Source organism: Rhodococcus sp. LW-XY12, from assembly GCF_019317345.1.
GTDB lineage: Bacteria > Actinomycetota > Actinomycetes > Mycobacteriales > Mycobacteriaceae > Rhodococcus > Rhodococcus pyridinivorans.
This window is the reverse complement of record NZ_CP079225.1, coordinates 2,173,739-2,192,007: the sequence shown is the minus strand read 5'-3', so window position 1 is coordinate 2,192,007 and position 18,269 is coordinate 2,173,739. Positions and strand designations below refer to the sequence as shown.

The window sequence follows — 18,269 nt, the reverse complement described above, 5'->3', positions numbered from 1 at the left end:
GCGAGTGAGTGGTGGTCGGGTGCAGTCGCGCGGCGCTCGGCACCGGCACCGGAGACTCCGGTGCCGAAACCGTGCGTCGCGAATCGGCTGTCAGTACTCGGTCGGACGTCCCTCCGGCGGGTTCGCATCGTCGTCCTTGCGGAGCAGATCCGGATCCTGGGGGGTCTCGGTCTCGACGCGCTCCCGGATGACCAGACGCGACCAGGTCGTGACGACACCCGGCGCGATCTCGAGATCGACGGTGTCGTCGGCGAGGGCGGCCACCGTGGCGTGCAGACCCGCGGTGGTCATCACGCGGTCGCCGATGCGCAGGGAGTCCTGCAGCGCCGTCACCTTCTGCATCTCCTTCTTCTGACGCCGCACGCCCAGAAAGGTCGGGACGAGCAGTGCCAGGATCAGGAGAGGGAAGAGCAGTTCCATCGTTGAAGTCAGTCCTCGGTCGTTGTCGGTGGGTGGTGACGCGAGCGACACCAGCGGGTCGTGGTGGCGCATGCGGCACCACGACGTCGGGATCGGCCTGCACGGACCGACGCAGTAGACCAGTGTGCCATTCCCCGGGCGAGTGCCCTACCTCCGTACGTCCGGATCGTCCGGGTCGGACGGATCGACACCGCCCTCGAGGGTCGTGTCCGGGTCGTCCTCGAACAGCTCGAGCTGTGGTTCGCGCGCACGCACCTCGATGCCCCCGGTGGCGGCCTCCGGCGGCGGGGTGAGGCCGAGCTGCAACCAAGCGGCCTGCGTGGCCACACGTCCGCGAGGAGTGCGCGCGACCATGCCGGCACGGACCAGGAACGGCTCGCACACCTCCTCGACGGTAGCGGGCTCCTCCCCCACGGCCACCGCGAGTGTCGACACGCCGACCGGGCCACCACCGAAACTGCGGACGAGTGCGCCGAGAACGGCGCGGTCGAGACGATCGAGACCGATCGGGTCGACGTCGTACACCTCGAGCGCGGCCTGGGCCACGGCCCGGGTCACGACACCGTCGGCGCGCACGTCGGCGTAGTCGCGGACGCGGCGCAGCAACCGGTTGGCGATACGCGGCGTGCCGCGGGAGCGACCGGCGATCTCCGCGGCGGCGTCGTCGCGGAGATCGATCCCGAGGATCGATGCGGACCGGTGCAGGATGCGCTGCAGCTCGGGGGGCTCGTAGAAGTCCATGTGCGCAGTGAAACCGAACCGGTCGCGCAGCGGGCCGGTGAGGGCACCGGAACGGGTGGTCGCGCCGACGAGGGTGAAGGGTGCGACCTCGAGCGGGATGGACGTCGCGCCGGGCCCCTTGCCCACCACGACGTCGACGCGGAAGTCCTCCATCGCCAGATACAGCATCTCCTCCGCCGGTCGGGCGATGCGGTGGATCTCGTCGATGAACAGCACGTCGCCCTCCGCGAGGTTCGACAGCATCGCAGCGAGATCACCGGCGCGTTCGAGCGCGGGACCGGAGGTCAGTCTCAGTGACGTGCCGAGTTCGGCGGCGATGATCATCGCCATCGACGTCTTGCCGAGACCGGGCGGACCGGACAGGAGGATGTGATCGGGAGTGCCGCCGCGCAGCTTCGCTCCTCGCAGAACGAGCTGCAGCTGTTCGCGGACCCGCGGTTGCCCGATGAAGTCGTCGAGACTGGTCGGGCGCAGACTGGTCTCGATGTCGCTGTCGGAGGGCAGATGCTCCGCCGTGACCGGCGACCGCTCGCGGTCGGCCGATGCAGCATCGAATTCGCGGGCCGCTCCTGCGGCCTCGAACTCACGGTACTCGTCGGTCACCGCGACCTACCCAGCAGCTTGAGCGCCGAGCGCAGTGCCGTCGAGACGTCGGCGCCCGGCTCCTCGGCAAGGACCTTGTCGGCGGCCGGTTCGGCCTGACGCGGCGTGAATCCGAGGCCGACCAGCGCCTCGACGATCTGGTCGCGCAGCGGCGAGGCACCGGCCGCGACAGGCGACGATCCCGTGGCGCCGAAGGCCGCGACCTTGTCGCGCAGTTCGACGATCATGCGTTCGGCGCCACGCTTGCCGATCCCGGGTACCCGCGTCAGCGCTGCGGTGTTGCCGTCGGCGAGAGCCGCCCGCAGCGCATCGGGTTCGAGGACGGCGAGCGTGGCCATGGCGAGCCGGGGGCCGACGCCGCTGACCGTCTGCAGCAGGCCGAACAGTTCGCGCGCCTCGGCGTCCACGAAGCCGTACAGCGTCATGGAGTCCTCGCGCACGATCATCGCGGTGGCGAGTCTGGCCTGCTCGCCGCGCCGGAGACCGGCGAGGGTCGCAGGTGTGGTGTTGATCCGATAGCCGATCCCACCCGCCTCGATCACCACGTGGTCGAGGGCTATGTCGAGTACCTCGCCGTGTACCGAGGCGATCACCGGCTACCTGCCTTCCGTGCGGCCGACTGTTCGCGCAGCCGCTCCTCGTAGCGTTTCTTCTGCTGGGCGGCCGCAGCTTCGGCGGCCGCGAGTCTGGCGATCAGCGGGGCCCGCCAACAGTGTGCGACGGCCAGCGCGAGCGCGTCGGCGGCGTCGGCGGGCTTCGGCGCGGCGTCGAGCTTGAGGATGCGGGTGATCATCGTGGTCACCTGCTTCTTGTCGGCCGTGCCACTGCCGGTGACCGCGGCCTTCACCTCGCTCGGCGTGTGGAACATGACCGGGATCGAGCGACGCGCCGCAGCCAGGGCGACGACGCCGCCGGCCTGCGCGGTGCCCATCGCGGTGCGCACGTTGTGCTGGGAGAACACGCGCTCGATCGCGACGACGTCGGGCTTGTAGCGGTCCATCCACTCCTCGACCGAGTCGGAGACCTTGAGGAGCCGGTGCTCGAGGTCGAGTTCGGGCGAGGTGCGGATGACACCGACGGCGACGGGGATCACGTCGCGTCCGCGTCCCGTGTCGACCATCCCCAGACCACATCGGGTCAGACCGGGGTCGACACCCATCACGCGCACCCGACTCACCTCTCGACACCCGAATACGGCCGGGTTTCCGACGCCTTCGACGGACCCGACCTTGCTTCGCACGATTGCGAACGCCTGTTCGAGAGCATAGCGGCCGGGATCGGGTGCCGGGAGACCGACACGCGACCCCGGCCGCTGTGACAAGTACGACGAGCGTCGCTCGTGGACGACTACGACGAGAGCGTCGCTCAGGCGTCGAGTTCGGCGAGGACGTCGTCGGAGATGTCGACGTTCGTGTAGACGTTCTGCACGTCGTCGCAGTCTTCGAGCGCGTCGACCAGCTTCATGACCTTGCGTGCACCCTCGGCGTCGACCGGCACCTCGACGGACGCCCGGAAATCGGGGTCGGCCGAGTCGTAGTCGATGCCGGCGTCGACGAGAGCCGTACGCACGGCGATCAGGTCGGACGCCTCGGAGACGATCTCGAAGGAGTCTCCGAGATCGTTGATCTCCTCGGCACCCGCTTCGAGGACGACCTCGAGGATCTCGTCCTCGGAGCGGCCGTTCTTCTCGAGCACGACGACGCCCTTGCGGGTGAACAGGTAGGCGACCGAACCCGGATCGGCCATGTTGCCGCCGTTGCGGGTCATCGCCGTGCGGACCTCGCCCGCGGCGCGGTTGCGGTTGTCGGTCAGACACTCGATGAGCAGCGCGACACCGTTGGGGCCGTAGCCCTCGTAGGTGATGGTCTGCCAGTCGGCACCGCCGGCTTCCTCACCGCCGCCACGCTTGCGGGCACGCTCGATGTTGTCGTTCGGGACCGAGCTCTTCTTCGCCTTCTGGATGGCGTCGAACAGGGTCGGGTTACCCGCCGGGTCGCCACCACCGGTCCGAGCCGCCACCTCGATGTTCTTGATGAGCTTCGCGAACATCTTGCCGCGCTTGGCATCGATGACCGCCTTCTTGTGCTTGGTGGTGGCCCATTTGGAGTGGCCGCTCATTCGCTTCGAGCCCCTTCCGGAGAAGTGTGGTCGGCGTCAACCGACAGGTCGGAGAGTCGATTCTACTCGCTCCCGGTGTGGGCCACCGGCACGGTGGCCGTGTCGTCATGTCGCCGAGGCCGTCGGGCGCACCCGAGGTCGGGTCGCCGAGCGCACGGTCTCCACGAACAGCCGATGCACGCGATGGTCACCGGTGATCTCGGGGTGGAAGGACGTCGCGATCACAGCGCCCTGCCGCACTGCGACCACCCGACCCGCTGCCGGCCCGTCCGGAACCGTGGCCAGGACCTCCACGTCGGGCCCGATCTCCTCCACCCACGGGGCTCGGATGAACACCGCGCGCACCGGCCCGTCGCCGAGACCCGTCATCGGCAGGTCGGTCTCGAACGAGTCGACCTGCCGGCCGAAGGCGTTGCGGCGCACCACGATGTCGAGGGCGTCGAGGTGTTCGGCGTCCTCGGTGGTGTCGAGCACCCGGGAGGCGAGCAGGATCATGCCGGCACACGAACCGTAGGCGGGCAGCCCGGCCTCCAACCGGGCCCGCAGCGGTTCGAGCAGATCGAACACACGCAGCAGACGGCTGACCGTAGTGGATTCGCCTCCCGGAAGGACGATGCCGTCGACCTCGTCGAGTTCGCGTTCGCGACGCACCGCGATCGTCCGCGCGCCTGCCTCCTCGAGAGCGCTGCGATGTTCGCGGACGTCGCCCTGCAATGCCAGGACGCCGATCGTGGGAGAGGAAATGGTCACCGTTGCCTGCCTGTCCGTTCGGGGTCGCCGATGCGCAGGCACTTTGCAGGGACGTCTTCGTCGGGGACGCCCTCGTTCAGGAGTCGCGCAGGTACCGCGTGAGTCCTTCCTGCACCACCGCCGCGACCATGTTGCCGTTGCGATCGAAGATCCGCCCCTGGGTCAGTGCGCGCCCCAGCCCGGCGGAGGGTGACGTCTGGTCGTAAAGCAGCCAGTCGTCGGCGCGGAACGGCCGCAGGAACCACATCGCGTGGTCCAGCGATGCACCCTGCGTCCGTTCGTCGTCGTGGCCGACACTCGCCGAGCCGAGCAACGTCATGTCGCTCATGTACGCGAGCGTGCACACGTGGAAGACCGGGTCGTCGGGGAGGATCTCGCGGGACTTGAACCACAGCTGCTGCTGTGCAGCCATCCTGCTCGACGAGTCCATCCGGTCGCGGGGAACGAACCGGAAGTCCCATTCGGCCCATTCCTTCTTCGCCCACAGCAGGGTCGCGTCGTCGACCACAGTCTCCGGATCGGGCAGTTCCTCCGGAGCCGGCACCCGCGGAATCGTGTCCTGGTGCTCGATCCCCTCGTCGCGTACGTGGAACGACGCCGACATCGTGAAGATCGCCTTGCCGTCCTGGACGGCCGTCACGCGCCGGGTGCAGAAGGAGCGGCCGTCGCGGATCCGGTCGACGAGGTAGACGATCTGCATCGTCGGGTTCCCCGGCCGGAGGAAGTAGCCGTGCAGCGAGTGGACCCCGAATGCGGGATCGACAGTGCGGACCGCCGACACGAGCGCCTGACCGGCCACCTGACCACCGAACGTCCGCGGCAGCAACGTCTCCGTCGCTATGCCCCGGAAGATGTCGTTCTCGATCTGTTCGAGCGCCAGGATCTGCTCGATTTTCGCCATGGGAACCCCTTCTGTGCACCGTACGCAAGAAGGCTAGCTGCACGGAGGTGTGCCGAACGCCGTGTCCCCGGAAGGTGGCGAGAGAACCGGGATCGCTATCGAGTAGCGAATATGACACCCTCGGGAGAACGGAGGGGGTGCAATGCGACAAGTCACCGATATGGTGCGCAGGAACAGCGTGACGATCACGGGCAACCGACAGGGCCCGGTGGTCGTCCTCGCGCACGGTTTCGGCTGCGACCAGCACCTGTGGCGCCTGATGATCCCGCTGCTCGAACCCGACTTCACCGTGGTGCGGTTCGACCACGTCGGCTCCGGGCGTTCCGATGCGACCGCCTGGGACTCCCAGCGCTACTCGCGGATGGAGACCTACGCCGAGGACGTCGTGGACCTGTGCCGGAGCCTGGATCTCGGGCAGGTGCTCTTCGTCGGCCACTCGGTGAGCGCATCGATCGGTGTCCTCGCGGCGGCCGCTGCCCCGGAGGTCTTCTCCGGTCTCGTGCTGCTCGCGCCGTCCCCGCGCTTCATCGACGATCCGGCCAGCGGATACCGAGGTGGGTTCAGCACCGACGACATCGACGAGCTGCTCGAATCCCTCGAGGCGAACTATCTGGGCTGGACCGAGTCGATGGCGCCGGTCATCATGGGCAATCCCGGGCGACCGGAGCTCGGCGACGAACTCGCCGAGATCTTCTGCCGCACGGATCCGGAGGTGGCGCGCGTCTTCGCCCGGGTGACCTTCCTGTCCGACAACCGCTCCGACCTGGCCGCGGTGTCGGTGCCCACGCTCGTCGCCCAGTGCGCCCACGATGCGATCGCTCCGCGCGAGGTCGGTGCCTTCGTTCACGAGCAGATCCCCGGGAGCGAACTCGTGACCCTGAACGCGACCGGCCACTGCCCGCAGCTCAGCGCACCCGAAGAGACAGCAGCCGCGATCGCGGCGTTCGCGCGCCGATCGGGGTGACGGCGACGACCGATCGAACCCTCGATCCCCGTATCCGACACGGCGATGCGCTGTACGACAACGCGCCGTGCGGATTCCTGACGACGCTCCCGGACGGCCGGATCACGGAGATCAACCGGACCTTGACGGACTGGCTCGGGTTCACGAGCGACGAACTGGTCGGCAAGCGGTACTTCTCGGACCTTCTCAGCGTGGGCGGCCGCATCTACCACGAGACCCACTACGCGCCGCTCCTCCTCATGCACGGACAGATCAACGGGATCGCCCTCGAACTCGTCCGTGCCGACCGGACCCGGCTGCCGGTCCTGGCCGCCTCGGTGGTCGAGCCGGACGCCGAGGGCAGGCCCACGCTGATCCGCACGATGCTGTTCGATGCCCGCGAGCGCCGCGCCTACGAGACGGAACTGCTCCGTGCCCGTCGCGAGGCCGAACTCGAGCGTGAGCGGCTCCGCACGATCAACGCCACACTCCAGGCGACCCTTCTTCCGCCGAGCCTGCCCGCGGTACCGGGACTCGAGGTCGACGCGTACTACCACATCGCGTCCCCCGACGAGGTCGGCGGCGACTTCTACGACCTGTTCCCCGCGCGCGCCGGCACGTGGGGGCTGTTCCTCGGCGATGTGTGCGGAAAGGGCGCTCGCGCAGCGGCGGTGACGTCGATCGTCCGCTACACGCTGCGCGCCGCGGCGGTCTACGAGACGGTCCCGTCCGCGGCGCTCAGGACGCTCAACACCACCCTGCTCGACGAACGCGACAGCGAAACGCGAGCCCCCTTCTGCACGCTCACCTTCGGCACGGTCGCGCCCGATCCGGACACCGGACGGGTCGACATCCGTCTCGCCTCGGGTGGGCATCCGCCGCCGCTCCTCGTGCGCGCGAACGGCAACGTCGACTATCTCCCCACGATCGGCGGACAGCTGATCGGAATGCTGCCCACGCCGCGGCTCGTCGAGCACACCTTCGCGCTGCGCCCCGGCGACACGCTGCTGCTGTACACCGACGGGGTGACCGAGGCCCTCGTCTCCGGTGAGACCCGTGAACGCTTCGGGGAGGACCGGCTCCTCGAGCACGTCCGCGCATCGAAACCGACGAGCGCGGCGGAAGCGGTCGGGGCCGTCCGCGAGGCGCTCGCGACGCTCGGGGCGGGCGTGCAGGACGACGTCGCCCTGCTCGCCCTGCACGCGCCCCGGTAGAACGATCACCAGCCGCGTTCGGCGAGCCGGTGGGGCTGCGGGATCTCGTCGACGTTGATACCGACCATCGCCTCGCCGAGGCCCCGCGAGACCTTCGCGAGCACGTCGGGATCGTCGTGGAAGGTGGTGGCCTTGACGATCGCGGCCGCACGCTGGGCGGGGTTGCCCGACTTGAAGATTCCGGATCCGACGAACACGCCCTCGGCCCCGAGCTGCATCATCATCGCGGCGTCGGCGGGGGTGGCGATGCCACCGGCGGTGAAGAGGGTGACGGGCAGCTTGCCGGCGCGGGCGACCTCGACGACGAGGTCGTAGGGGGCCTGCAATTCCTTGGCGGCGACGTAGAGCTCGTCCTCGGGAAGCGAGCTCAGGCGCCGGATCTCCTGGCGGATCCGGCGCATGTGGGTCGTGGCGTTCGAGACGTCGCCGGTGCCGGCCTCGCCCTTGGAGCGGATCATCGCCGCGCCTTCGTTGATACGGCGCAGTGCCTCACCGAGATTCGTTGCGCCGCACACGAACGGCACGGTGAACGCGAACTTGTCGATGTGGTTCTCGTAGTCGGCGGGGGTGAGCACCTCCGACTCGTCGATGTAGTCGACCCCGAGGGCCTGCAGGACCTGCGCTTCGACGAAGTGGCCGATGCGCGCCTTGGCCATGACGGGGATCGAGACGGCCTCGATGATGCCGTCGATCATGTCGGGATCGCTCATGCGCGACACGCCGCCCTGCGCGCGGATGTCGGCGGGCACGCGTTCGAGGGCCATGACCGCCACCGCGCCGGCGTCCTCGGCGATCTTCGCCTGTTCGGGGGTCACCACGTCCATGATCACCCCGCCCTTGAGCATCTCGGCCATGCCACGCTTGACGCGGGCGGTACCGGTGACGGGGGCGGTGTCGGGGCTGGTCACGATGGGAGTCCTCCTCGGTGGACGGATCGGCGAAAGCTGCCGGCGCACGGGCGACGGGCAGCGGAACCGAGCCTAGGGGCGCAGCCGAGCCGGTCCTATAGCCAGTTCGGAACAACTGGACTGCCGCACACCGGTCCACTCCTCGGACGGGCACTGAAGATCCCGCGCATTCCCCAAAGGAACCGTCCAGTTTCGCGAACTGGATCTCTACGTGAGAGGCCCTGCGGCCGGACCGAAAGGGTTCAAAATTTCACCGGATCGCGCGGATCTCGGGCTCCAGCCGCCGCGTCGCGACCTGCCTCGCCTCATCGAGGAGCTCGGGCAGATCGTGCGGGTAGACCGGGTTCCCGGACCGCACCAGCGCCTGCAGTTCGTCGTCGTCGAACCAGCGATGGTCGAGGCGCATGCTCCGTTCGAGATCGGTGAAGCCGTCTGCAGCGGGTTCGAAGGACGGTACCCGCACCGAGAAGAACAGCTCCTCCGAGTGCAGGACCTCACCGTTGAACGGGAAGACGGCCACGCGCCGCCACATCGGCCCGCACAGGAGGTCGCGCTCGACCCGCAGACCGGTCTCCTCGGCGAGCTCCCGGAGCGCGGCCGTCGCCAGGTCCTCGCCGGGTTCGACGGCGCCACCGATCGTGAACCAGAAGTGCCGCTCGGGCACCGCGGGGTCGTGTCCGCGCAGCAGCAGGACCCGGCCGTCCTCGTCGAGCACCACGACGCGAGCCGACGTTCGTGCCCGATCCGGCACCGGGGTGGTCCGCGAAGCGGGAGCAGTGGCCGCGCCTGAGGAAGGGGACGTGCCGGGAACGGCCGGAGGCGCGGTGGCGACCGCACCCGCCCGCTCGGCAATCTCGAAATAGGTGGGCAGCGGCGCGGTTCCCCCGAGGTGCAACCAGCGGACCGGCCGTCGGGTGCGCAACGCCAGGGTGTCGCGCACCGCGTCGTTGTGGAAACGACGGGCGATGAGCACCCGCGCCTCCGCGTCGGCGAGCTCGGCCACGAGTTGGGGGCGCAGCCGGCCGGTCTCGAGCCGTGCCAAGGAGGCCGACAACGCGTTCTCGGCCTCCTCGCGCCGGGCGCGGTCCGCACGTTCGGCAGTATCGGCGAGCAGGGCGAGAGTGCGTCCCTCCGGGACCGGGATCGACGCCACGATGCTCCGCACGACCGCCGCGCGACGCGCCAGGGCCGCATCGAGTGCCTGCCAGGACAGATCCGAGCGCACATGGAGGCGGTCGAGTCGGTTGGCGGTGGAATAGGCCCACACACCGATCGCCACGACCACGGCGGCGATCAGCGACAGGACGAGGATCGTCACCGCGCTGACGGTCACGACCGGACCTCCCGCACCGGGCCGGCACCGACGGTGACGGTCTCGTAGACCCGCAGAATCTGATCTGCGACCACCGGCCAGTCGTACGCTTCGACCACCGTGGATCCGAAGTCGACCAATGCCTGCCGGCGGTCGTCGTCGTCGAGGACCTCGAGGAGTCCACGCGCGAGCGCATCGGCATCGGCGACCGGGACGAGGACCCCGGCCTGCCCGTCGCGCAGTACCCGGCGGAAGGCGTCGAGCTGGGAGGCGACGACCGCCGTCCCCGCGGCCATGGCCTCGACGAGCACGATGCCGAAGCTCTCACCACCGAGGTTCGGCGCGCAGTACACGTCGGCGCTGCGCATCGCGGACGCCTTCTCGTCGTCGTCGACCTGCCCGAGCAGCCGCAAGTGCCGGAAGTAGCGTCCCGCTTCCTTCCGCAAGCGGTCCTCGTCACCGCGCCCGACCACGAGGATCTCGATGTCGGGATGTCGGGCGACGAGCGCCGGCAACGCGCCGAGCAGGATCTCCATGCCCTTGCGGGGTTCGTCGTACCGGCCGAGGAAGAGCACCGTGCGGCCCGCTCGCGGGTAGCCCGGCAGCAGCGGGGCGTGCCGGAAGAACGGCACGTCCACACCGTTGGGGATCTCGACCGCATCGGCACCGAGAGAGGTGACCTGCCACCGCCGGGCCAGCTCGGACACCGCGATCCGGCCGCTGATCTTCTCGAGATAGGGCTGCAGGACACCCTGGAAGGTGCTGAGCACCAGCGATTTCGTCGTCGACGTGTGGAAGGTCGCGACGATCGGTCCTTCCGCCACCTTGAGCGCGAGCATCGACAGGCTCGGCGCGTTCGGTTCGTGGATGTGGAGGACGTCGAAATCGTTGTCGTTGATCCAGCGGCGGACCCGGGCATAGGAGACCGGACCGAAACTCAGGCGCGCGACGGACCCGTTGTACGGGATCGCGACGGCGCGACCGGCGGAGACGACGAAGTCGGGCAGGGGCGTCGTCTCCGACGCGGGTGCCAGCACACTCACCTCGTGCCCGCGGCCGATGAGGACCTCCGCGAGATCCACGACGTGTGCCTGTACTCCACCGGGAACGTCGAAGGAGTACGGGCAGACCATCCCGATCCTCACCTACGCCTCCATCCGGGCGCGGCGAGCCTCCGACAAGTCGTCGAGCCACAACGGCTGCAGCATGTGCCAGTCCTCGGGGTGGGCGGCGATGTTGGCGGCGAACCGGTCGGCGAGGGCCTGTGTGGCAGCGTCGATCCCGACACTCACGTCGAGCTCCGGATCCACGCGGAACCCCCAGCCGTCCTCGGTGAACCAGCAGTGCACCGGCAACAGTGCCGCACCGGTGTCGATGGCCAGTTTCGCCGGTCCGGCGGGCATGCGGGTGGGTTCGCCGAAGAAGGTGACCGGCACTCCCTTGCGGGCGAGGTCGCGTTCGCCGAGCAGGCACACGATCCGGTTGTCGCGCAACCGCGCGGCAAGCTCCCCGAACGGCGGCGTCTCCCCGCCGCTCGAGGGGAAGATCTCGAAACCGAGACCCTCGCGGTAGTCCACGAAACGGCGGTAGAGGGACTCCGGACGCAGGCGCTCGGCGACCGTGGTCAATCCGCCGAAGTAGCGGACGCACCACACGCCGGCGAGATCCCAGTTCCCACTGTGGGGCAGCGCCAGGATCGCGCCGCGACCGGCGGCGAGCGCCGCCTCGATGTGCTCACGGCCCTCGATGGACGAATCGATCGACTTCGCGGTCGCGTCGAGATCCATCGACGGCAGGCGGAACGCCTCGCGCCAGTAGCGCGCGTAGGACCGGACCGACCGGCGGATCAGATCGTCGGGCACCTCGTGCGGCTGCACCCCGAGCACCCGCGCGAGGTTGCGGCGCAGTTGCTGCGGTCCGCCGCCACGGCGCGCCGCATGGTCGGCGCCGGCGTCGAACAACCGTCGCGCGACGCCGTCGGGCAGTGCCCGGACCAGGCGCCAGCCACCCGCGTACGCGAGATCGGACGCCTTCTCGCCGACACTCACTGTGCTCCCCCGTCGTCCCGGGTCTCCGTCGTCCGCCCGGCCGGGGGCGTGATGGGAAGCAGTTCGCGCGCACCCGCGGAGTTGCGGACGGCGAGCACCCGCTGGAAGACGGTGATCACCGATCCGACGACGAGCAGCCACATGGCGATGTGGATCGCCCAGTCGAGTCCGAGGCCGGTGAGACCGGCGCCGACGAGCACGATCACGAGCCGGTCGGGTCGTTCGATCAGACCGCCGTCGGCGGACAGTCCACTCGCTTCGGCCCGCGCCTTCGCGTACGAGATGACCTGCGAGGTCACCAGACAGAGCAGGGTGGCGACGAACAGCGGACGGCTCTGCTCGTGGTAGACGGCCCACCACGCGAGACCGGCGAAGATCGCGCCGTCGGCGATCCGGTCGCAGGTCGCGTCGAGAACCGCGCCGAAGCGCGTTCCGCCACCGCGGGCCCGGGCCATGGCTCCGTCGAGCATGTCGAACATGACGAACAGCCAGATGACCATCGCACCCCAGAACAGGTGTCCCATGGGGAACAGGGTCACGGCGGCGGCGATCGTGGCGACGGTGCCGACGACTGTGACGGCGTCCGGAGTCAGGCCGGTACGGATCAGCGCCTTGCCGAGCGGCGCGGTGACCTTCGACACCGACGCACGCCCGAAGAAGCTCAGCATCCCGCGACCCCTGTCTTCCTGTCCGACCGTTGTGTCCGGAATCCGATCCTGCCACGAGTAGGGCCGGGAATGCGCAGTCGGCCCGCAGCGGATCGACACGCGAACGGCACCACGGCCGTACGATGCGATCGCGACGACTCGGGGAAGGCTGTCACTCGTCCCATGCCGAGGCGAGCAGTGCACGGGTGTCGCGCAGCAACTGCACCATGACCTTCGACCCACCGAGGACGGTGATGAAGTTGGCGTCGCCGCCCCAGCGCGGCACGACGTGCAGGTGGAGATGCTCGGCCAGCGAGCCTCCCGCCGCGGCACCGAGGTTGAGGCCGACGTTGAAGCCGTGCGGACGCGAGACGCGCTTGATGACGCGGAGCGCCCGCTGCGCGAACTGCATGAGTTCGGCGCTCTCCTCGGGCGTCAGGTCCTCGAGGTTGGCCACCCGGCGATACGGTACGACCATCAGGTGCCCCGGGTTGTACGGGTACAGGTTGAGCACCGCGTACACCGTTTCGCCGCGAGCGACGACGAGACCTTCCTCGTCGGACATCTTCGGGATATCGGTAAAGGGTTCGTACGGCTCGTCGCGACCTCGCGGGGACTCGGTGATGTACGACATCCGGTGCGGCGACCACAGGCGCTGCAGGTGGTCGGACTCCCCCACACCGCGATCGACCATCGACGCGGGACTGTCGTCGGTCGCGGGGATGTCGGCCGGCCCCGGAGTGCGATCGCCCGTCACGACGGGCTGCCTTCCCCACCGGAACCGACGAGCTCGGCGGTGGGCGAGGCGTTCTCGCGGCGACGGACCCATTCGGTCACGATCCGCACGGCCTCGTCGACCGGCACGCCGTTGACCTGCGTGCCGTCGCGGAAACGGAAACTGACCGCGCCCGCCGCGACGTCGCGCTCACCGGCGAGCAGCATGAACGGCACCTTCTGCGTGGTGTGGGTGCGGATCTTCTTCTGCATACGGTCGTCGGAGACGTCGACCTCGGCCCGGATCCCCTGAGCCTTCAACTTGCCCACGACGTCGAACAAGTGGTCCTCGAAGTCCGCGGCCACAGGAATGCCCACGACCTGGACGGGCGAGAGCCACGCCGGGAAGGCACCGGCGTAGTGCTCGGTGAGCACGCCGAAGAACCTCTCGATCGACCCGAAGAGCGCCCGGTGGATCATGACGGGCCGGTGTTTCGCCCCGTCGGTGCCGGTGTACTCGAGCTCGAATCGCTCCGGCAGATTGAAGTCGAGCTGGATCGTCGACATCTGCCAGCTGCGGCCCAGGGCATCCTTGACCTGCACCGAGATTTTCGGACCGTAGAAGGCCGCACCGCCCGGATCCGGGACGAGGTGCAGACCCGAGGCCTCGGCGACCTCACGCAGGGTGTCGGTCGCGACGTCCCACAGCTCGTCGCTGCCGACGAACTTCTTGGGATTCTTCGTCGACAGTTCGAGGTAGTAGTCGTCGAGCCCGTAATCCTTCAGCAGGTCGAGGATGAACTTCAGGACGCTGGTGAGCTCGTCGCGCATCTGCTCCGGGGTGCAGAAGATGTGCGCGTCGTCCTGCGTCATGCCGCGCACACGGGTGAGCCCGTGGATCACACCGGACTTCTCGTAGCGGTAGACGGATCCGAACTCGAACATGCGAAGCGGCAGCTCGCGGTACGAGCGGCCTCGCGACCGGAAGATCAGGTCGTGCATCGGGCAGTTCATCGGCTTGAGGTAGTAGTCCTGACCCGGCTTGCGAACCGTGCCGTCCTCGTTGAGCTCCTCGTCGATGTGCATCGCCGGGAACATGCCGTCGCGGTACCAGTCGAGGTGACCGGAGACCTCGTAGAGGTGGCCCTTGGTGATGTGCGGCGAGTACACGAACTCGTAGCCGGCCTCGACGTGCCGCTGACGCGAGTAGTTCTCCATCTCCTGGCGGATGATGCCGCCCTTCGGATGGAAGACCGGCAGTCCCGAGCCGAGCTCGTCGGGAAACGAGAACAGGTCGAGTTCGGTGCCGAGCTTGCGGTGGTCGCGGCGCTCGGCCTCGGCGAGGAGTTCGAGGTGCGCGTCGAGCGCCTCGGTGGACTCCCAGGCCGTGCCGTAGATGCGCTGCAGGCCGGCGTTGTCCTGGTCGCCGCGCCAGTAGGCCGCGGAACTGCGCGTGAGCTTGAACGCCGGGATGAACTTGGTGGTGGGCACGTGCGGGCCGCGGCACAGGTCCTTCCAGACGAGCTCACCCGTGCGGGGGTTGAGGTTGTCGTAGATGGTCAGTTCCTTGCCGCCGACCTCCATCACCTCGGGGTCCGGCTCGAAGTCACTGCTTCCTGCCTTGTCGTCGATGAGTTCGAGTTTGAACGGTTCGTCCTTCAATTCCTCGCGGGCGTCCTCGAGGCTGTCGACGACGCGACGCGAGAAGCGCTGGGCATCCTTGACGATCTTCTTCATCCGCTTCTCGAGCTTCGCGAGATCTTCGGGCGTGAAGGGACGCTCGACCTGGAAGTCGTAGTAGAAGCCGTCGCGGATGGGCGGGCCGATGCCGAGCTTCGCCTCTGGAAACTCCTGCTGCACGGCCTGTGCGAGCACGTGGGCGGCCGAGTGGCGGATGACGCTGCGACCGTCCTCGGTGTCGGCGCCGACGGCCTCGACCTCGACGTCCGATTCCGGCGTCCACGAAAGATCGTGCAGCGTGCCTTCGGAGTCGCGGACGACCACGATCGTCTCGGGTCCCTTGGTGGGCAGACCCGCGTCACGGACCGCCGCGCCCGCAGTGGTCCCCGCGGGCACCCGGACGATCGTGGCTGGTTTCGCGGATGCGGGCGTGGTCACTGTGACGGACTCCTCGGCTCGATGCCTGATACGTGGTCGTCGCCGGACGCGTGCTGCGGTCGACGATCGCGAGCACACGGCAACTTCATCATGCTATCGACATCCGCCCGGGCAGCGAACACAGGGAGCCGAGCGGAGAAACTCAGAGGTGGTTGAGACCCGTCAGCACCCGTTCGAGCAGTTCGACGTTCGGTCCCACCTTGTCGGCCGTGCGGTGCACGGTGATCTCGCCGGTCGCCGCGAGATCCCCGACGAGCACGCGCGCGACACCGAGCGGGATCTGCGCGAGGGCCGCGATCTCCATGATCGATCTCGGCTGGGCGCACAACGCCAGCACGAGGCGATGCTCGTCCATCGCCGGACCGGACTCACTGCCCATCGCGGAGGGGACGGCCGACACGAGCACTTCGAGAGGCAGCTCCACCTCGGCTCGGGTGCGTCCCCCGCTCCGCACGAACGGGCGCACGAACGACGACGTCTCTGGCTGGTTCATGTCCTCGATTCCCACACTGGTCCCGGTGCCCGCATTCCGGCCGGCCGGCTGCGCTGCACCGCCCGACAACGCTCTGTCGACCGGCTGCGCTGTGTCGACCGGCTGCGCTGCGGGACGGTACATCTCGGCTGCCGTGACCTCGTCCACGACGGGGCCCGGCTCGCGGTGATTCCGTACCGGCACGGCGTGATCCGCCGGCCGCCGACGTCGACGGGACCGACCGGATCCGAATCTCGCTCCGGTCGCCCCCACGACCGGCCATTCGCTGTCCGCAACGCTCATCCGGACGTGCCCTCCTCGACGACCACGATCCTGCCATCACTACGCGCACTTCGGCCACAAGCACCACAGCTGTGCCCACACGACACGCGTGGTCGGGCCCGAGGGGGCCGTTGCGGTTCGAAGGAAACAAGCGCTCGCGGGCGACCACCCGACCGGGCGCCACGCTCGCTCAACGATTTCATCAAGGTACGAAAAAAGGCACCCCTGCGGGGGTGCCTTTCGTCACTGCCGATCTCGGTGGTCCCGGCTGGGATCGAACCAGCGACCTCCCCGGTGTGAACGGGACGCTCTTCCACTGAGCCACGGGACCGGGCCGCTCCGCAGCGGCTCGAACGAGATGGAACACTAACACGCTCCCGCCATGAAGACGAATCGCCTGGTCCCAGCGTTTCGACGCGGATGTTCCGTGCAGCGCGTTCGGGTGGCGCCTCTCGCGCGCGTACGCGAGCGGGCAGGAAACCGTGCTCGTAGAGACGAGAAGGCGCACCCGGAGCCCCGGGACGTGGACGGCCCTCAACTCGGGAGGACCGGGGAACGCAAGTGTCGGCCGGAGCGACACGAGCGGGGGACGCGGGCTCGGCCTCCGAAGCCCTATTCGTCGCCTCCCGCAGGGGTCATCAGCCCGTCACCTTCGCGAAATCTGCCGGTTTTCTGCCGTTGACCTGCGGATTTGTGCGTTTCGTAGATGCTCGGCTACTGTTTTGAACCGCACCACGGAGAGCACGACGCCGAACGGTGCGAATGCGGATGTAGCGCAGCTGGTAGCGCATCACCTTGCCAAGGTGAGGGTCGCGGGTTCGAATCCCGTCATCCGCTCGAGAGGTTGGACTCGACCTTTTACGGTGGAGTGGCCGAGTGGTGAGGCAACGGCCTGCAAAGCCGTGCACACGGGTTCGATTCCCGTCTCCACCTCGCGCGATTAGCTCAGCGGGAGAGCGCTTCCCTGACACGGAAGAGGTCACTGGTTCAATCCCAGTATCGCGCACCAGGTTCGACCAGCACGTGGGCCGAGCCGGTTCACCGAAAGAACGTGCACATGCGGATGTAGCGCAGCTGGTAGCGCATCACCTTGCCAAGGTGAGGGTCGCGGGTTCGAATCCCGTCATCCGCTCCATTCCGGCGATCACCATGCCGGCGCGATTAGCTCAGCGGGAGAGCGCTTCCCTGACACGGAAGAGGTCACTGGTTCAATCCCAGTATCGCGCACAGAAGATGAAGGCTCCCTTCGAATTTCGAAGGGAGCCTTCATTCGTTCGTGGAGACGCATTCGTTCGTGGAGACCGCCGATCGTCCGGGCCACCCGGTGAGAATCCGGCAACGGGTGATCCGGTGCGGAGGTATTCCCCCGCACCGGACCGGCGCGTCACGCGCCGAGCGTGTTGATCCCCGCGATCATCGCCCGCAGCGACGACTCGTTGCCGGTCTCGCCCGTGCCCATCACCCAGGTCGTGCGCTCGCCGGAGCGGCACAGCAGGAAGGTCGCGGACATCTCACCGAGGTCTTGGCGGTGGAACGACAGGATCTCGATGTTCAGCCCGAGGTCGTACAGCATCGCGGTCATCGCGGCGATCGGTCCGCAGGTCGTGGCGGATGCCGTATGGATCGTGTCGCCGATCGCGATCGTCGCCTCGAAGGCGCTGCGTCCCGCACCCAGGGCCGTCGCGGTCCAGCCACCGAGGCGGACCGGGCCGTGCTGCGCACCGTAGGTGGATTCGAACTCCGTCCAACTCATGCCGGAGGCTTCCTCGCGCAATCCCCGAGGAAGGCCGCGTCCGTAGCGGGCGAAGAACGGATCGGCATCAGGGGTGCCAGAGGGGAACATCGGAGCGAAACCCGAGAAGGAGGTGAAGGCGTTCATCGTTCGTAGTGGTCTTCCACGAGAAGGAAGGACCGACGCGTAGCTCAACGACCCGCAGCGAGGGGTCGGTCCGAATCAGACCCCGCTACGGCGGTGAACTACGAGTACGCGCTTCATAGCCGCGACGGTACAACGCACCGACATTTCGTGCAAGTCGCATGCACGGGACCGTGTGACGCAACCGTGACCACGGTCGCTG

Annotated in this window: 18 protein-coding genes and 6 tRNA genes; 7 read left to right on the top strand and 17 right to left on the bottom strand. The window is 68.4% G+C overall.

From position 1 onward, the window contains the following. Positions 1 to 90: 90 nt before the first annotated feature. The 7 genes from yajC to KXC42_RS10330 form a co-directional block, all read right to left on the bottom strand. Positions 91 to 420, bottom strand: a complete 330-nt coding sequence (gene yajC / locus KXC42_RS10360) for a preprotein translocase subunit YajC (protein ID WP_006551392.1) — start codon at positions 418 to 420, stop codon at positions 91 to 93. Between the two features lie 147 nt (positions 421 to 567). Continuing rightward, on the bottom strand, positions 568 to 1,665 hold the full coding sequence (gene ruvB, locus KXC42_RS10355; RefSeq protein ID WP_231782071.1) for a Holliday junction branch migration DNA helicase RuvB: 1,098 nt from the start codon (positions 1,663 to 1,665) through the stop codon (positions 568 to 570). A gap of 95 nt (positions 1,666 to 1,760) precedes the next feature. Beyond that, positions 1,761 to 2,357: a Holliday junction branch migration protein RuvA gene (ruvA, locus tag KXC42_RS10350; protein ID WP_006551390.1), complete on the bottom strand. Its 597-nt coding sequence runs from the start codon at positions 2,355 to 2,357 to the stop codon at positions 1,761 to 1,763. Then, entirely contained in the window at positions 2,354 to 2,932 is a 579-nt protein-coding gene (ruvC, locus tag KXC42_RS10345) for a crossover junction endodeoxyribonuclease RuvC (protein ID WP_033096573.1), read from the bottom strand. The genes ruvA and ruvC overlap by 4 nt, the downstream gene beginning before the upstream one ends. A gap of 197 nt (positions 2,933 to 3,129) precedes the next feature. Then, on the bottom strand, positions 3,130 to 3,882 hold the full coding sequence (locus KXC42_RS10340; RefSeq protein ID WP_006551388.1) for a YebC/PmpR family DNA-binding transcriptional regulator: 753 nt from the start codon (positions 3,880 to 3,882) through the stop codon (positions 3,130 to 3,132). 105 nt (positions 3,883 to 3,987) lie between these two features. Beyond that, a complete protein-coding gene (pdxT, locus tag KXC42_RS10335; protein ID WP_051121558.1) occupies positions 3,988 to 4,626 on the bottom strand; it encodes a pyridoxal 5'-phosphate synthase glutaminase subunit PdxT in 639 nt (212 codons plus the stop codon). Between the two features lie 82 nt (positions 4,627 to 4,708). Then, positions 4,709 to 5,533, bottom strand: a complete 825-nt coding sequence (locus KXC42_RS10330; protein WP_219130275.1) for an acyl-CoA thioesterase II — start codon at positions 5,531 to 5,533, stop codon at positions 4,709 to 4,711. A 142-nt stretch (positions 5,534 to 5,675) separates the two neighbouring features. Between KXC42_RS10330 and KXC42_RS10325 the strand changes: the two genes are divergently transcribed. Then, positions 5,676 to 6,497: an alpha/beta fold hydrolase gene (locus tag KXC42_RS10325; RefSeq protein ID WP_219130274.1), complete on the top strand. Its 822-nt coding sequence runs from the start codon at positions 5,676 to 5,678 to the stop codon at positions 6,495 to 6,497. Beyond that, positions 6,494 to 7,690 carry a SpoIIE family protein phosphatase gene (locus KXC42_RS10320; protein WP_033096571.1) on the top strand — a complete coding sequence of 399 codons (1,197 nt, stop codon included), beginning with the start codon at positions 6,494 to 6,496 and terminating at the stop codon, positions 7,688 to 7,690. The genes KXC42_RS10325 and KXC42_RS10320 overlap by 4 nt, the downstream gene beginning before the upstream one ends. Before the next feature lie 5 nt (positions 7,691 to 7,695). On the opposite strand, the gene pdxS is transcribed toward KXC42_RS10320, so the two are convergent. The 9 genes from pdxS to KXC42_RS10275 all read right to left on the bottom strand — a co-directional run bounded on the left by pdxS (position 7,696) and on the right by KXC42_RS10275 (position 16,522). Further along, a complete protein-coding gene (gene pdxS / locus KXC42_RS10315) occupies positions 7,696 to 8,598 on the bottom strand; it encodes a pyridoxal 5'-phosphate synthase lyase subunit PdxS (RefSeq protein WP_006551383.1) in 903 nt (300 codons plus the stop codon). 250 nt (positions 8,599 to 8,848) lie between these two features. After that, entirely contained in the window at positions 8,849 to 9,931 is a 1,083-nt protein-coding gene (locus KXC42_RS10310) for an NUDIX domain-containing protein (protein WP_019289238.1), read from the bottom strand. Then, positions 9,928 to 11,055, bottom strand: a complete 1,128-nt coding sequence (locus tag KXC42_RS10305; protein WP_024100742.1) for a glycosyltransferase family 4 protein — start codon at positions 11,053 to 11,055, stop codon at positions 9,928 to 9,930. The genes KXC42_RS10310 and KXC42_RS10305 overlap by 4 nt, the downstream gene beginning before the upstream one ends. Beyond that, positions 11,056 to 11,958 carry a phosphatidylinositol mannoside acyltransferase gene (locus tag KXC42_RS10300; RefSeq protein ID WP_006551380.1) on the bottom strand — a complete coding sequence of 301 codons (903 nt, stop codon included), beginning with the start codon at positions 11,956 to 11,958 and terminating at the stop codon, positions 11,056 to 11,058. It abuts the gene before it with no gap. Further along, positions 11,955 to 12,626, bottom strand: a complete 672-nt coding sequence (gene pgsA / locus KXC42_RS10295) for a phosphatidylinositol phosphate synthase (RefSeq protein WP_219130273.1) — start codon at positions 12,624 to 12,626, stop codon at positions 11,955 to 11,957. Before pgsA ends, KXC42_RS10300 begins: the two co-directional genes overlap by 4 nt. Positions 12,627 to 12,777: 151 nt before the next feature. Further along, on the bottom strand, positions 12,778 to 13,299 hold the full coding sequence (locus tag KXC42_RS10290; RefSeq protein ID WP_051121556.1) for an HIT domain-containing protein: 522 nt from the start codon (positions 13,297 to 13,299) through the stop codon (positions 12,778 to 12,780). A gap of 59 nt (positions 13,300 to 13,358) precedes the next feature. Then, on the bottom strand, positions 13,359 to 15,437 hold the full coding sequence (gene thrS, locus KXC42_RS10285; protein ID WP_006551377.1) for a threonine--tRNA ligase: 2,079 nt from the start codon (positions 15,435 to 15,437) through the stop codon (positions 13,359 to 13,361). Positions 15,438 to 15,579: 142 nt separating this feature from the next. After that, positions 15,580 to 16,212 (bottom strand): DUF742 domain-containing protein, encoded by a 633-nt coding sequence (locus tag KXC42_RS10280; protein ID WP_219130272.1) that lies wholly within the window; start codon positions 16,210 to 16,212, stop codon positions 15,580 to 15,582. A gap of 238 nt (positions 16,213 to 16,450) precedes the next feature. Then, positions 16,451 to 16,522: transfer RNA gene (locus KXC42_RS10275), tRNA-Val, on the bottom strand. A gap of 433 nt (positions 16,523 to 16,955) precedes the next feature. On the opposite strand from KXC42_RS10275, the gene KXC42_RS10270 reads away from it, so the two are divergent. From KXC42_RS10270 to KXC42_RS10250, 5 genes are all read left to right on the top strand, one after another. After that, a tRNA-Gly gene (locus KXC42_RS10270) sits at positions 16,956 to 17,028 on the top strand. 25 nt (positions 17,029 to 17,053) lie between these two features. Next, a tRNA-Cys gene (locus tag KXC42_RS10265) sits at positions 17,054 to 17,124 on the top strand. A gap of 1 nt (position 17,125) precedes the next feature. Further along, a tRNA-Val gene (locus tag KXC42_RS10260) sits at positions 17,126 to 17,200 on the top strand. A gap of 50 nt (positions 17,201 to 17,250) precedes the next feature. After that, positions 17,251 to 17,326 (top strand) — tRNA-Gly (locus tag KXC42_RS10255). A gap of 20 nt (positions 17,327 to 17,346) precedes the next feature. Then, a tRNA-Val gene (locus tag KXC42_RS10250) sits at positions 17,347 to 17,418 on the top strand. A 157-nt stretch (positions 17,419 to 17,575) separates the two neighbouring features. Here KXC42_RS10250 and KXC42_RS10245 read toward each other — a convergent pair. Then, the gene (locus KXC42_RS10245) at positions 17,576 to 18,070 is read right to left on the bottom strand and encodes a 2-isopropylmalate synthase (protein ID WP_219130271.1); all 495 of its coding nucleotides are present in this window, start codon (positions 18,068 to 18,070) and stop codon (positions 17,576 to 17,578) included. Positions 18,071 to 18,269: the final 199 nt, after the last annotated feature.

Excerpts from the sequence above, each read along its gene's own strand:
- KXC42_RS10330 (WP_219130275.1), bottom strand. The coding sequence starts at position 5,533 with ATGGCGAAAATCGAGCAGATCCTGGCGCTCGAACAGATCGAGAACGAC.
- yajC (WP_006551392.1), bottom strand. The coding sequence starts at position 420 with ATGGAACTGCTCTTCCCTCTCCTGATCCTGGCACTGCTCGTCCCGACC.
- pgsA (WP_219130273.1), bottom strand. The coding sequence starts at position 12,626 with ATGCTGAGCTTCTTCGGGCGTGCGTCGGTGTCGAAGGTCACCGCGCCG.
- KXC42_RS10290 (WP_051121556.1), bottom strand. The coding sequence starts at position 13,299 with ATGGTCGATCGCGGTGTGGGGGAGTCCGACCACCTGCAGCGCCTGTGG.
- KXC42_RS10280 (WP_219130272.1), bottom strand. The coding sequence starts at position 16,212 with ATGAGCGTTGCGGACAGCGAATGGCCGGTCGTGGGGGCGACCGGAGCG.
- KXC42_RS10340 (WP_006551388.1), bottom strand. The coding sequence starts at position 3,882 with ATGAGCGGCCACTCCAAATGGGCCACCACCAAGCACAAGAAGGCGGTC.
- KXC42_RS10325 (WP_219130274.1), top strand. The coding sequence starts at position 5,676 with ATGCGACAAGTCACCGATATGGTGCGCAGGAACAGCGTGACGATCACG.
- KXC42_RS10245 (WP_219130271.1), bottom strand. The coding sequence starts at position 18,070 with ATGAACGCCTTCACCTCCTTCTCGGGTTTCGCTCCGATGTTCCCCTCT.